General features: G+C 56.8%; 12 protein-coding genes. 2 read left to right on the top strand and 10 right to left on the bottom strand.

The window, feature by feature from the left end:
• Positions 1 to 45 precede the first annotated feature (45 nt).
• The 8 genes from ACSEXS_RS00065 to ppc form a co-directional block, all read right to left on the bottom strand.
• Positions 46 to 396 (bottom strand): hypothetical protein, encoded by a 351-nt coding sequence (locus tag ACSEXS_RS00065; RefSeq protein ID WP_438431143.1) that lies wholly within the window; start codon positions 394 to 396, stop codon positions 46 to 48.
• A 310-nt stretch (positions 397 to 706) separates the two neighbouring features.
• The gene (glmS, locus tag ACSEXS_RS00060) at positions 707 to 2,542 is read right to left on the bottom strand and encodes a glutamine--fructose-6-phosphate transaminase (isomerizing) (protein WP_438431142.1); all 1,836 of its coding nucleotides are present in this window, start codon (positions 2,540 to 2,542) and stop codon (positions 707 to 709) included.
• Positions 2,543 to 3,136: 594 nt separating this feature from the next.
• A complete protein-coding gene (gene glmM, locus ACSEXS_RS00055; protein WP_438431141.1) occupies positions 3,137 to 4,480 on the bottom strand; it encodes a phosphoglucosamine mutase in 1,344 nt (447 codons plus the stop codon).
• 227 nt (positions 4,481 to 4,707) lie between these two features.
• Complete coding sequence (locus ACSEXS_RS00050) at positions 4,708 to 6,105, bottom strand: CdaR family protein (RefSeq protein ID WP_438431140.1); 1,398 nt, start codon at positions 6,103 to 6,105, stop codon at positions 4,708 to 4,710.
• On the bottom strand, positions 6,105 to 6,938 hold the full coding sequence (cdaA, locus tag ACSEXS_RS00045) for a diadenylate cyclase CdaA (protein ID WP_438431139.1): 834 nt from the start codon (positions 6,936 to 6,938) through the stop codon (positions 6,105 to 6,107). Before cdaA ends, ACSEXS_RS00050 begins: the two co-directional genes overlap by 1 nt.
• 153 nt (positions 6,939 to 7,091) lie before the next feature.
• Positions 7,092 to 7,697: a zf-HC2 domain-containing protein gene (locus ACSEXS_RS00040; RefSeq protein WP_438431138.1), complete on the bottom strand. Its 606-nt coding sequence runs from the start codon at positions 7,695 to 7,697 to the stop codon at positions 7,092 to 7,094.
• Positions 7,698 to 7,761: 64 nt separating this feature from the next.
• Positions 7,762 to 8,316, bottom strand: a complete 555-nt coding sequence (sigW, locus tag ACSEXS_RS00035) for an RNA polymerase sigma factor SigW (RefSeq protein WP_438433047.1) — start codon at positions 8,314 to 8,316, stop codon at positions 7,762 to 7,764.
• Between the two features lie 323 nt (positions 8,317 to 8,639).
• Complete coding sequence (ppc, locus tag ACSEXS_RS00030; protein ID WP_438431137.1) at positions 8,640 to 11,429, bottom strand: phosphoenolpyruvate carboxylase; 2,790 nt, start codon at positions 11,427 to 11,429, stop codon at positions 8,640 to 8,642.
• 616 nt (positions 11,430 to 12,045) lie between these two features.
• Between ppc and ACSEXS_RS00025 the strand changes: the two genes are divergently transcribed.
• On the top strand, positions 12,046 to 12,480 hold the full coding sequence (locus tag ACSEXS_RS00025) for a hypothetical protein (protein ID WP_438431136.1): 435 nt from the start codon (positions 12,046 to 12,048) through the stop codon (positions 12,478 to 12,480).
• A gap of 459 nt (positions 12,481 to 12,939) precedes the next feature.
• On the opposite strand, the gene ACSEXS_RS00020 is transcribed toward ACSEXS_RS00025, so the two are convergent.
• Entirely contained in the window at positions 12,940 to 13,185 is a 246-nt protein-coding gene (locus ACSEXS_RS00020; protein ID WP_438431135.1) for a hypothetical protein, read from the bottom strand.
• Between the two features lie 191 nt (positions 13,186 to 13,376).
• The gene (locus ACSEXS_RS00015) at positions 13,377 to 13,787 is read right to left on the bottom strand and encodes a YhjD family protein (protein WP_438431134.1); all 411 of its coding nucleotides are present in this window, start codon (positions 13,785 to 13,787) and stop codon (positions 13,377 to 13,379) included.
• Between the two features lie 125 nt (positions 13,788 to 13,912).
• On the opposite strand from ACSEXS_RS00015, the gene ACSEXS_RS00010 reads away from it, so the two are divergent.
• The gene (locus ACSEXS_RS00010) at positions 13,913 to 14,056 is read left to right on the top strand and encodes a hypothetical protein (RefSeq protein ID WP_438431133.1); all 144 of its coding nucleotides are present in this window, start codon (positions 13,913 to 13,915) and stop codon (positions 14,054 to 14,056) included.
• The last annotated feature ends 327 nt before the right edge of the window (positions 14,057 to 14,383 follow it).

Below are 14,383 nucleotides of genomic sequence, written 5' to 3'. Positions count from 1 at the left end.
GTTCCGTTATTATAACCTACGCGTTTTCTCCGGCTTGCCTGTAGCTCAGTGTGCTGATTCCTCTATGAGGTAACGATGTTTAAGCAGGGTAATGGAATGAGGAGGGAATTCATATCCATTCTCCGGATTGTACCGAGCCTCTTTCTTTGTCCTCTGCGTTACCTGATCAACAACACCAAAGCCATTAACCGTCTTCCATGATGGGCAATTCAATTCAATCGCCTCGGAGATGTCCAGGCGGTCTGGTCCGACAAAGGACACCGCCGCAGTCACCGACTGTTCCGGGTGGCGATTGACAACAGCGCCGATGACCTCCCCTTTCTCATCGTGATAGGTCGCCGATACATCCAGACAAGCACATGCTGTCTCTTTACCGTCGCCATCCTGTAACAGCATGGACTCGACTTCGCACGACAGCCTCCAATCCGATTGCTCTGACGCTTGCGCTCCTCCTTCGGCCCGATGCCGTCCATCCAATGGTACAATTTCACCATGGTGCCGCCGGGAAATCTAAGCAGCGGAGGCTGCAGTCCCTTTGCTTTCTCCAGCACGTTTTGGGTTATCATAAAGAAGTTGCCTTGCAGCCGTCTCCCCTTATCTGATCTCAAATGAAAAACAGGCCGTCCCCCATACGAGAGGACGGCCTGTAGTCGTTAAAGAACATAACTTTTCAAAACAATGCTTTATAACATTGAATCAGATTCCCTTACTCCACCGTGACGCTCTTCGCCAGGTTGCGCGGCTTATCGACGTCGTTGCCGCGGGCGATGGAGGCGTAGTAGGCGAGCAGTTGCAGCGGCACGACGGCCAGCGCCGGCGTGAGGAGCGGCAGCGTCTGCGGGATCGAGAACAGCTTGCTCACGTGGCGGCTGAAGTCGGGGTTGCCTTCCTCGCCGATGCCGATGATGTGACCACCGCGGGCGACGACCTCCTGGATGTTGCTCACGGTCTTCTCCAGCAGGTCTTCCTGCGTGGCAAGGGCGATGACCGGCACGTTCTCTTCGATCAGCGCCAGCGTGCCATGCTTCAGCTCGCCGGAAGCATAAGCTTCCGAGTGAATGTAGGAGATTTCCTTCAGCTTGAGCGAGCCTTCCAGCGAGACGGCGTAGTCAAGGCCGCGGCCGATGAAGAACAGGTCTTCGTGGCCCGCCACTTCCTCCGCAATCTCCTTCAGCTGCTCGGCCTGGCCGAGGATCGTTTCTACCTGCTCCGGCAGCGACTTCATGGCGGCGATCACTTCCGCGATGCGCTCAGCGCTCTGCGTCTCCAGCGTCTGTGCCAGGTACAAGCCGAACAGATAGAAGCCGATCAGCTGCGTCGTATAGGCCTTCGTCGAAGCGACGGCGATTTCCGGCCCCGCCCAAGTGGTGATGACGAAGTCGGCTTCGCGGGCGACCGAGCTGCCAACGACGTTCGTGATGGCCAGCACCTTGGCGCCGTGCTTCTTCGCTTCGCGCAGTGCTGCCAGCGTATCGGCGGTCTCACCGGACTGGCTGACGACGATGACGAGCGTCTCCTTGGTGATGATCGGCGAACGGTAGCGGTATTCGGAAGCGACGTCCGTTTCCACCGGAATGCGCGCCAGCTTTTCGATGACGTATTTTCCGACGAGACCCGCGTGATAAGCCGTGCCGCAGGCGACGATATGGATGTTGCGAATGTTCTGAATGTCTTCCTTGCTGAGCCCGAATTCGGCGTCGGTCAGCACGACGCGCTTGCCGTCTTCGCTGAGGCGGGCGGACATGGTGTCGCGGTACGCCTTTGGCTGTTCATGGATTTCCTTCAGCATGAAGTGGTCGAATCCGGCCTTTTCCGCCGTGGTCAGGTCCCAATCGACATGGAACGTTTCCCGGGAAATAAAATTCCCTTCGAGCGTCAGCAGTTCGACACCATCCCGTGTCAGAACGGCCATTTCGCCGTCATTCAGGATGTAGATGTCACGGGTGTAGTTCAGCAGCGCCGGGATGTCGGAGCCGATGAAGTTCTCGCCTTCGCCTACGCCGATGATGAGCGGGCTGGCATTGCGCACCGCAATGAGCTTATCCGGTTCATACTCGGTCAGGACGCCGAGGGCATACGCGCCGCGCATCTGTCGGACGGCTTTCTGAACGGCTTCGACGATGTTGCCTTCATACGCTTCCGCGATCAGGTGGGAGATGACTTCCGTATCGGTCTGCGACAGGAACGTATGTCCGCGACCGATCAGCTCTTCCTTCAACGTCGCATAGTTCTCGATAATGCCGTTATGCACGACGGAGAACTTGAGGGTATCGTCCAGGTGCGGATGCGAATTCACATCCGACGGTTTTCCGTGTGTCGCCCAGCGCGTGTGGCCGATGCCGATCGTTCCGTTCAGCGGGCTCGTACCCAATTTGGATTCCAGGTTGGCCAGACGGCCTTGGGCCTTCTCCACTTCCAGCCCCTTCTCCGTAAAGACGGCGACTCCGGCAGAGTCATAGCCGCGGTACTCCAGCTTGCGCAGCCCCTCGATCAGCACTTCCTGAGAATTGCGTTTTCCAATATATCCAACAATACCGCACATGGTATGCAAGACCTCCTGTGATCCGCCGCTCGGGCGGGATGTCAAAGATTCATGGGTTTTCAAAAAAGCCAATAAGAAACGAAAGGCTCCCAAAAGCCTCATTGGCGAAACTGATATTTCGTTACATATGAAAATTTAGGCATGATCAAAAGACAACACAAAACCAAGCTGCCGTTGGAATCTTGTACGCCCGGTCGCCCAGGTCGCTTTGCCTTCCAACTCTCGGTATGCAGCCTACCGGAAGGTCCCCGCCGAAAAATCCGAACACCTTCACCTCGTCAACTTGAACGTATGGGTAATCGACCCATGTCCGCTCCGCTCAAGTTCTGGCGCTTTATTATGGAAACGGTCTGCCCACCTTTCTGTATGTGACTGTCATCCCAGCATATTCGGTCCGTCCGGTCGGTGCCACGGCGACTTTTCTATGTAGGGCATTAATCAATAATACCACAAAACTCATACCTCATAAACCGTTGGCAACATTCACATGAAAATTATTTTCAATTGCGGCTCTTAACCGGCCATAAAAAAGCGGACCGCCCAGGGTCCGCTTTTTGGTTTCTCTTGAATATCCGTGGCCTCGAATGGGCTCGCTTAGGACAGCTCGCGAACGACCACCTCGACGATTTCGTTGACATACGCCTCGATCTCCGCTTTATCCGGACCCTCGGCCATGACGCGGATCAGCGACTCGGTACCGGAGGGACGCACCAGCACGCGGCCGTTCTCGCCGAGCTTCTGCTCCACCGACGCGATGGCTTCCTCAATCGCCCCGTTGTCCTTCAGCTTGGATTTGTCGGCCACGCGGACATTGACCAGCACCTGCGGGAACTTGCTCATCTTCCGCTTCAGCTCGCTGAGCGACTTCGTGCCCGACTGGATCAGCGTGTCGACCAGCTGCAGCGCCGTCAGCATGCCGTCTCCCGTCGTGACGTGATCCAGGAAGATCACATGGCCGGATTGCTCGCCGCCGAGATTGAAGCCGCCGCGACGCATTTCCTCCATGACGTAGCGGTCTCCGACCGCCGTCTGAGCCGTCTTCAAGCCCAGATCGCGCGCGGCCTTGAAGAAGCCCAGGTTGGCCATGACCGTCGTGACGACGGTGCCCGCCTTCAGCGTTCCCTTGCGGTTCATGGCATCCCCGCAAATGGTCAGGATGTAGTCGCCGTCCACTTCTTCGCCGTTCTCGTCGATGGCGATCAACCGGTCGGCGTCGCCGTCAAAGGACAACCCGAGGTGCGCTCCGTGCTTGAGCACCTCGGCGGCCAGCGCCTCGGGGTGCGTCGAACCGCATCCCTTGTTGATGTTCTTGCCGTCCGGCTGATGACCGGTGGCGATGACCTCGGCCCCGAGCTCCTGGAACAGCCGGGGGGCCAGCTCGTAGGAAGCGCCGTTGGCACAGTCCAACACGATCTTCAGCCCGTCGAAGGTCGTCGACACGGTCGTCTTCAGGTACTCCATGTATTGGAACTTCGCTTCCGCATTCTCGCCTGCGGTGCCGAGGTCTCCCCCGACCGGACGCGGCAGTTCGTCCGTCTCGGCGTCCATCAGCCGCTCGATCTCCAGCTCCGTCTCGTCAGTCAGCTTGAAGCCGTCGCCGCCGAAGAACTTGATGCCGTTGTCCTCTACCGGATTGTGCGAAGCGGAGATCATGACCCCCGCATCGGCGCCCAGTGTGTGGGTGAGGTAAGCGACGCCCGGCGTGGTGACGACGCCGAGCCGGATGACATCCGCCCCGATAGACAGGAGCCCCGCTGTCAGCGCAGCCTCCAGCATATGGCCGGAAATCCGCGTGTCGCGGCCGATGACCACCTGCGGGCGTTTGGCTCCTCCCGCGAGCACATAGCCGCCGCAGCGGCCGATCTTATACGCAAGCTCCGGAGTGAGTTCCGCGTTGGCTACGCCGCGGACTCCGTCCGTTCCAAAATACTTCCCCATGCTTCGTTCTCCCTTCGGTCTCGTCAACGGTTTTTGCTATATAGACGAAACTTAACCTTTACGCCTATGCAGGTGGAATGGTATTCCGTTCGCTGTTGATCCTGGATCTCCTGAATGAACTTGGTAGGGAGAAATCCGGGATCAAAGGCGAACGCTTCACTTACGACCTTCCCCTGCTTCGGCTTTCTTTTGTTCCGTCTATAGATGTTCTTTAACTAAGGCTTGAATCAAGGCGAGCTGCTTGGCGAGGTTTCCTCTTCCTCCCGGGGCGGTACCGTCGGCGACGCCATGGCCGGCGTCGCTTCCGTACCAGGGCTGCCCGCTCCGCCGCTGTTGCCCGGCGTGGGAGTGCCGCTGCCGGAAGCGCTCGGCGTCGGTGTCGCCGTACCTCCCGGCGAGGCGCTTCCCGCCGGCTTGGCGACGATTTCCACCTTCACCATCGGGTCGGCCCCCTGCCGCTTGACATAGAGCGGCAGGTTGACGATCACGGGAAGCTCGTGGATACCCGGCCCCAGGCTGCTGAGGTCGATCGTCGCCGGGATGTCCTGCGGCGTCAGGCTGTCGAGCACACGCGGCGCTCCCTCCAGCGTCAGGCTGACGGAAGAAGTGCCCGCAGACAGCGTGTACGAGTAGTCCCGGGACTGGCCGGTCATGGCGACCGGTATGCCGGTGATCGTCTTGGTTGCCGCCGGAACTACCTTCACCGTCACTCCGATTTCCTCGGGAATCACCTTGGTGACGCCTTCCTGAAGCGGGACGGTCAGCGTCGATGACTTGGTCCCCGTTAAGCCGGCCAGGTCCAGCTCCAGGCCTTCGTAGAATTCCATTTTATTCAGAATTTCCTGCGGTGCATACACGGTTACCGTCTCGGGCTCCTGGGTAATTTCCTCTACGGCGAAGCCGGGCGCGGGGTCGCCTTTCAGCTTGAGCTGCAGCGGCATCTGCTTGAAGGGGCTCGTGATCGGGACCTCGACGTCCACGACCGCCGGGCTGATCTCGCCTTCTACCACCTTGCCGTCCTTGTCGTACATGGTCAGCTTGACTTGCTTGACGACATTTTCCTTGGCGCCTTCGACGCTGACCTCCGCCCGTACCTCCGTCACCTGGCTCAGCAGGCTCTCCGGCACGGAAACGCTCACCCGCGTCGGCTTGACGATCGGCTGGCCCGCTTTATAACCGTCATACGGCTTTCCGGTCGGAATGATCGAGACCGGAAGCTGCTTGTGCTGGATTTTCTCCAGCGTCACTTGCACGGTCGGCGGCGAGATGGCCGTCTCCACATTGTTCTTGATGCCCGTCGTGCTGAGGAAGACCTGATGGGTTCCCTCCATCAGGTTTCTGAGGTTCGCTTCCACGCGCAGTTCGGAGAAGTTCGGCTTGCGAAAGTTGGAATCCTTCCAACGAAGCTCGACCGTCACCTCCGCCGGCGTAATCGACTTGATCGCATAGGTCGTGTCGTCGAAGACGGGATTGACGGCCACGTTGCTGATCGTCTCCCGGTGCTCGGAGCTCGCCGTCCGGGCCGCAGGGTCGTTGGAATCCGTCCGCACCACGAGCCACAACAGAAGGGCGATGATCAGGGCGACCGCCTTGACGACGTTATTGTTCTGAAGGAATTTGTCCATTAGCGCTTCCACCCCTTCCAATTCACAAAGGGCTTCCGCTTCAAAAACGGCTTACGTTCGCTGGAGTTCTGCTTGAACCGGAGCTCTTCGTACAGCTTGGAGATCAGCGACTCTTCCTTGATATCGCGGACCACCAGCCCATTGATGGCGAGCGAAACCTGTCCGGTCTCCTCGGAGACGATCACCGAGATGGCATCGGACATTTCGCTCACGCCGATTCCCGCCCGATGGCGCGTCCCCAGCTCCTTGCTGATGAACGGATTCTCCGACAGCGGCAGGTAGCAGGCTGCGGCGACGATCTGATTCTGCCGGACGATGACCGCCCCGTCGTGAAGCGGCGTATTCGGAATGAAGATGTTGATCAGGATCTCCGAACTGAGCTCCGCGCCCAGATGGATGCCCGATTCGATGTATTCGTTGAGTCCCGTCTCCCGCTCGAAGACGATAAGCGCGCCGATCTTGCGCTTGCATAAGTAATTGACCGCTTTGAGCAGCTCATTGATCCGTTCGCTGACCAGGATATCCTCTTCGGCACTCGTGCGGCTGAAGAGCCGTCCCCGGCCGAGCTGCTCCAGCGCCCGCCTCAGCTCCGGCTGGAAGATGATGATCAGGGCGATAACCCCGATGTTGAACATCTGGTTCATGAGCCATTGCAGCGTATTGAGATTGAGCCAGACGCTGAGCGCCCAGACCACGACCACTATGAAGATGCCCTTCAACAGCTGGATGGCCCGTGTGCCGCGGAGGAGCAGCAGCCCTTTATAGACGATGTAGCTGACGATCAGAATGTCGATGATCTCTTTGGCGGTGCCGCCTAGCGTAAATGGTCCCATTGCGGTGTCCCCCGTCAAACCCCCGTGTGGGGTTGTCCTGGATGCCCGTGCTTCTTGTCTGTCTGCCGCCCCGAACATCCGCTACCCTTCATGATACCATAATTTCAATAAAAAACCTCCCCCAACACCTGCAGGGGAGGATTGGAACGAACTCTACTGGGCAGCCGGAGATAGGATTTCCTTAACCTGGTAAACCAACCACTCCGCCGCCAGGTTAATGCTGTAAATTTTGCCGGATATGTTCGCGGTAGAAGCGGTGTGGTACTTGCCATCCACCACGACCAGATTGCCGTCGATCTCTCCGTCCACCTGAACGTCTCCCCCGCGAACCATCAGGTTGCCCTGAACGCGGTGGCCTTTGGGAAGGTAGACGGTATTGTTCTCGATGACCAATTGATCCAGGTTGCTGCCTTTGACCGTCAGCTCTTGATCCTGGCTCCACATGGACAGGAAACTCCCCAGCATGACCAATAGGAAAACGGACGCAACGGAAACCGCAGGATGCCGCTTGACCCAGCCGAACCAGGATTGCCGTTTGGGGCGAACGGGCAGGTTCTGCATGATCCGATCGGTAAAACCGGAGGGGGCGGAGATCTTTGGGCAGCTCTTGACGAGAGCATCCGTCATTTCGAGTTCCCGGAAGATCCGGTTGCATTCGGGGCACTGAAGCAGATGCCGTTTCAACTGGGCTGCTTCCAGGTCCTCCGCGCTGCCGTCCAGATATTCGTGCATGAGGGGGAGGGCTTCTTCGCAATTCATCGGATAGCCACTCCTTTCTTCAGGTTGTTCTCTGTGATTCATACGTCCCTCCGAATATTTTGTTTCAAAATAATTTTCCCCCATATTCCGAATGGAGCTTTTTGCGCAAAAACTCCCTCCCGCGGTGAACCCTCGTCTTCACCGTCGTCACCGGCATGTCCAGCACATCGCCGATTTCCTGCAGCGACATGTCCTGCAGATAGCGGAGGATGACGACCGATTTATATTTTTCGGGCAGTGTATCGATAGCCTTCCGAATGTGCTCCTGCGTCTCGGACAGCATGACCTCCTCTTCCGGGGTCGGCTGATTGCTCGGAAGCAGGGAATACCAGTCGGCTCCTTCCCCGTCCGGCATCTCGGCATCGAGCGAATAGCTCGCCTTGCGCTTGCGCAGCCGGTCGATGCAGAGGTTGGTGGCGATCCGGTAAATCCATGTGGAGAACTTCTGGTTCTCGTCGTAACGGTCCAAGTTCGTATACACGCGCAAAAAAGTTTCCTGCGCAATGTCTTCCGCCTCATGGGAAGAACCCAGCATGCGATAAGCCAGGTGATACATTTTATCCTTGTACAAATCGACCAGTCCCGCAAAAGCCGACCGGTCTCCACCCCGGGCCAGCATGGCAAGCCGTGCTTCCGTGTCTTTCACAAATTTTCCTCCGGTAACGTAAGTTTCTATCCCCGAGCCAGGGCCTCTGAAGCCGCCCATTCCCGAATTCACTCCCGAATCCCGTCGAAGTTAGCCGAATACGGGATGCGTCAAGAAGAGTAACGTATTGAACCGAGCCGACGTTGCAGGAATCTTATCCTGCATACGGATTTCTCATTCATTGTACACGTTTTTGACGGTTTCTTGTAGCCGGGTTTTACGGAAATAAGAGCAAATAAGCCGGAGCCTGACGGCTTCCGGCTTAGCGGCCGGCTTAACCGGCCTATTCCGGGGGATCAGCCGGTATTCCGGAGCCCCGCGGCAATTCCGTTGATGGTGAGCAGAACCTCGCGGATGAGGAACGAATCGTCCCCGTCCTCCTCGCGGGCTTGGCGCAGCTCCTGCAGGAGATTGACCTGCATGTAGCTGAGCGGATCGACGTAAGGATTCCGCAGCCGGATCGACTCCTGGAGAATCGGCACGTTGTCGAGAATTTCCTTCTGGCCGGTGATCTGCAAGATCAGCGAGGAGGTGAGATTGAATTCCTCCTCGATAAGCCGGTAAATCCGCTCGGCCATTTGGCCGTCCTTCACCATCCGCCCATATTCCTTGGCGATGATCAGATCGGCTTTCGCCAGCGCCATCTGCACGTTATCGATCGCCGTCCGGAAGAACGACCAGCGGGCGTACATCTGCTGCAGCGTGCGCATGTTCTGCGGCTTGTTCTGGTAGAAGGATTGCAGCCCCGTGCCGGCGGCGTACCAAGCCGGGAGCAGGTACCGCGTCTGCGTCCAGGCGAACACCCACGGGATGGCGCGCAAGTCTTCAAACCGGTCGCTGTTCTTGCGCTTCGAGGGCCGCGAACCGATGTTCAGCTCGCCAACCTCGGGCAGCGGCGTGGCCTCCTTGAAGAAGGTCATGAAATCCGGATCGCGGAAGATCAGATCCTGGTATTTCGCAAGCGACTGCTCCGAGATGCCCTTCATCACGGCTTCCCATTTGTGGACCTGCAGGTCGCTCTGCGGCGTCCGCGCCAGGGAGGCGGCGGTTATCAGCGCCCACGTAGCCTGCTCCAGGCTTCGGTAGGCGATGCCCTTCACCGAGTACCGCTGGGAGAGCACCTCTCCCTGCTCGGTAATCTTGATGCCTGCGCCAAGCGTATGCGGCGGCTGTGCCAAGATGCTGCGGTTCAGCGGCATGCCTCCGCGACCCAGGGCGCCTCCGCGGCCGTGGAAGAACTTGAGCCGGACGCCGTGCTTTCTTCCCGTCTCGGTGATCTCCTCGAGTGCCACCTTGAGCTCCCAGTTGGCTGTCAGCACGCCGCCGTCCTTGTTGCTGTCGGAATAGCCCAGCATGATCTCCTGCACTTCTGAGCGGCTCTCCAGGCTCTTGCGGAAAGCTTCAATCTTGAACAGCCGGTCCATGATCGAAGGCGCGGCATGCAGATCGTCGATCGTCTCAAACAGCGGAACGGGCTGGAGGGTACAGGTGACGGAGCCGTCCGCTTCCTTGCGGTAGAGGCCGAATTCCTTGCAGAACACCATGACCTCCAGCAGGTCGCTGGCGTCGTTGGTCATGCTGATCAGGTAGCTGGTGATGCAGCCTGTGCCGAATTCCTTTTGCGCTTCCATAGCGGTCTTGTAGACGTTCAAGCATTCCCGGGTGGAATCGGAATAATCAAAATAGGGCGAGACAAGCGGCCGCGGGTCTTCCAGCACCTTCGTCAGCAGCTCGACCTTGGCGTCCTCCTCCAGCTCAGCATAGCACTCGGCAAGCCCCATCCGGGCGAGCGTTTCCGTCATGGCGGCCTCGTGCTCCTTGCTGTGCTGCCGGATATCGAGCGTCGCCATATGGAAGCCGAACAACTCCGCTTGGCGGATAAGCTTCTTCGTGAACATATCGGCGACATAGCCGGCGTAATGGCTCCGCAGGCTGTCGTCCATCACGCGCAGATCGTCGAGGAATTCCTCGACGGAATGATAATTCACCTGGTTCTCCAGACACTCGGGCTGGCGCGTATTCCACAGCTTCTCCAGGATATAGATGATCTTCACGCGGTAAGGCTCGGATTCGTTGCGCCACGCCTCGTTGTGCTCCAGCTGGACGGCGGCGCGGTCGCGCTCGACGGAATCGAGCAGCTCCTGACTGATCTTCACGATATTCGTGTTAAAGCTCATGTGATGGATCAACTGGGCGACGGCCGCCTCGTATTTCTCCAGCGCCATCTCCCGATGCATCTGGAGCGTCGTCCAGGTAATGTCCGAGGTAACGGACGGATTGCCGTCGCGGTCTCCGCCGATCCAACTGCCGAAGCGCAGGAATTTCGGGGCGTGCCAAGCTTGGTCCGGATAATATTTATCCAGGCAGCGCTCCAGCTCGGCGTAGACTTCCGGCAGAACGTCAAACAGCGTCTCGTCGAAATAATACAGACCGTTGCGGACCTCATCCAGCACCGTCGGCTTGCGGTCGCGCAGTTCATCCGTCTGCCACAGCGTCAGGATCTCGCTCATGAGCTTATCCCGCAGATGCTCCCGCTCGCGGAAGGTCAGCATCGGGTTGTCGTACTGCATGACATCCTTGGAGATGCGCTGATGAATATCCAGCACAGCCCGGCGGGTCGCTTCCGTCGGATGCGCCGTGATGACCAGCTCCAAAGAGATGCCTTCCAGAATGGCCGTTATCTCCTCGATGCCCGTTTCCTGCTGTTTGAGCTCCTTGATGATACTCTCGATCGAGCCGGGCTGGATCGACTCGCCCGCCGTTCGGTCGTAATCGCGTTTGCGGCGAATCCGGTGGTTCTGTTCGGCGATATTCACCAGCTGAAAATAAATGGCGAATGCGCGGATGACCTTGTGACGCGTCTCCGGCGATAGGGAATGGATGGTATCCTTGAATTCCTGATACAGATCCGGACTGAACTGAGCGCGCAGCGACTTACTCATTTCCCTGATAGTTTCAACGGTCGTAAGCAGCTCCTTGCCGCCTTGATGAAGGAGCACATCCCCCAGGATGTTGCCGAGAAAGCGGATGTCTCGGCGAAGCAAGTTGTTGGTCGTGCTTTTGGTCAACATGTTCAACTCAGACATTTTCTCACCCAATCCTATCCTTACTTTTGTCGGCCTAAATCCGGGACCAGAGAGGCAACCCATTTTGTATATTTGATCTATTTTAGCATACAGAAACTTATTATAAAAACCATTTCTTTTTTGAGGACGGGCAAAGAAAACCTTATATCATATGGATTTTTGATGGTTTTTAGCACTTTTCATCGAGAAAAGAGAAGGAAATTCCTGCTGGGATGCTTTCCATATGATCAATGATGCCTTCATGCAATATGATGAATACTTATGCAAGGAGTGGACACTGCCATATTTTTCAGTTTATCCGCCCCCTTCAAGGGAAAGAAGTCCCGTCCGAACTTATCCGTAAAAAGGAAAAAGCGCATGGTTGTCCAGCGATACAAGCATGATGGCAACCGGATCACGCCGACCGGTGATACCCCGGTGAGTCCCCCAGTTGGAGCGGTTGGAAGATGCGCGCCTCCAAACGGGCCATGCAATAATAGCCCTCCCAGATCGGGAGAGCTAATGTATATATGCTTCGTTCGTTACAACCTAAAATGGCCGCTCTATTCCGCTCTTCAGCGGACGGCACTCCAAAGTACTTGGCATAGACTATTTAAAAAAGATGGAGGTCAGGCCCATGACGCGATTACTGGATGCAAGGACGTCACAAAACATCAATTCACAAAACAGCGTCAGCATTGCTTTGCCAACCGCTACCCCTACCATGATCGGAGTGATTGGCCTCAATATGTTCGAGGCGACAGAGAGCGTCCGCGTACAATTGTTCGGGACCGCTACCGTAAACGCGCGGTCCATATCGGAGGGCGCCACATTGACGCTTTCCATTATCAGAGGAAATCAACCAAGCGGCCCTATCGTAAGCCAAAAAAGTGTTGCCATAGCGGCATCGGAGGAATACTCCGATTACCCAATGGATCTCATTGCCTCCGATTATAATCCCCCAACCACCGATCAATTGGTCTATACCTTAGTCCTGCAGATGAATGGCAATGTTCAGAATGCATTTAGAATCGGCCCGGAAAGCTTTAATGGGGCTGCTTATTCAAATTAATTAACAGCGTCGCCGTTTGCTCGCTCTGGACAGCACCTTCATGAACTAAAACGGGCCATCTTGCGGAGCTTCAGGCGGAACTGGGACCGTCCTTGCGAATGAACCAGTGGAGGTCGCAGCCGTGGAGGCGGGGTTATGCTTTTTCGCAGTCGCAAGGCCGAGCCCCGAGCCCGCACCGAATTGGGCATGGTCCGAGGGGCGGAAAGACGCAATTTCGGCTGAATCCTCCGTGGATACCAAACAGACACGAAGAGAGGCTAATGAACCTCTCTAGGCGTCTCCAGATAAATCAAAAACCCCCTTGCTTAGGCAAGGGGGTGAAGGGTTAAAGTATGGAGCGGGTGATGGGAATCGAACCCACGCTACCAGCTTGGAAGGCTGAAAAATCCCCTGTTTTCTATCTTCTTTTATTAGTAGAAACCCGACGAAAGCGGGCTTTTTTTATTTTTGAGATAACGTTTATATGCTTTTATTTATCTTTCCACTTTCGAAATCTGCCCCATTATTGCCCCATGGTTTAGCTGACTCCGCCCCCCGATCATCCCACCGAATCCGCCCAACCGCCTGCAGGCCGCGCAGCGCCGCCTCCAGCTCCCTCCATCCGCGCCCGGTCCGATCTCGCAGCTCATCGTAGGTCGGGCCGCGACCGCAGCGCCGATTATACGCCTCGACGATCCGCAGCACCCGCCGCTCCAGATCATCCATCGCGACGCACCTCCTTGATACTCCGCCACGGCAACCAGGCTGGCCCGGTAGGCGTCCGCAGCTTGACATGCCGGCGGACGGCAATAACCCGGCCCCGCAGCAGCTCGCCACCCTCCAGCCGGATCGTCACCGGCTCCTCGCTCCGCCCTGCCCGCCAGATCGCCACCGCGACCATCATCGCACCCACTGGATCATACGCCCGCACGGTTAGCCTCCCTAAGCGTCTTTTGAACATCGCCGACGTACCGGCCGAGCTTTATGCTAAGCTCCGTCCGCATCACCTCACGCATGATGCCAAACCGGTCCTCGTATCCCCTGCAGGTATAGGGGTAGTAATAAACCATTTCGCCGTCAAATTCGGCATCGTGAACCTTGATCCGCCGCCCGGCCAGCTCCTGGCGCAGGGCTTTATGCTCTCGCGTCGCCCGGTCGAGTAGCGCGTCCGCCACATGGATAAGCGCTGGCTTAAGCAAGCCGATCGGCGCACGGTCGACATCAGTCCGACTCCTGGTGAGCATCTCGACCAGGTGAGGCATTAATATGAAGTCACGGATCATCTCGAGTTCGTCGCCGGTTGCTAGACCAGTTAAGGGGTTGGGCATAACGATCACCTCATGCCCATTATAGGCGAACGAACGTTCCTTTATCCATATGCAATTTGCCCAAAAGAAGGAAATAAGTGGCGAGCGTCGAATACGACTGTATCATTATGGGGAGGGGCATGGCTGTGATAAAAGCAGTAAGATATTTAGCTATTGCAACTGTCGCTTTGGCGGTTGTCGCAGGGATTGTTAGTGGTAATACGTACAAAATAATTCCGGATGACGCCTGGGAGCATGAAAAATTTAATTGGGTTATTATGCTGGCCTAGTGGATCGGCGGAATAGTGGGCGGTATTCTGATCGGAGCGCTTTCGTTCATAATGCAGCACGTCCAAAATATAGACCACCGTATTTATCATTTGGAAAAGAGACTGTCGCCCTCCCCTACTGTCCCTATCTCTGTAAAGACAAACGGGACTGATGTAAACACAAGCGTATGGGTTGATTAAAGAGCATCATAGTGATAAAAAGGGAACTGACCCCCGTTTGCGAGACAGGGATCAAAACACCTTGCGTCATGAAGCAGCCAGTTGCCGGTATTCAATCGGTGACTGGTTGTTTAGTTTCGCTTGAATTCGTATTGCGTTATAATAATG

It is taken from the genome of Gorillibacterium terrae (genome assembly GCF_051594785.1).
Taxonomy (GTDB): domain Bacteria; phylum Bacillota; class Bacilli; order Paenibacillales; family NBRC-103111; genus Gorillibacterium.
This window is presented reverse-complemented; position numbering and strand designations above follow the sequence as displayed.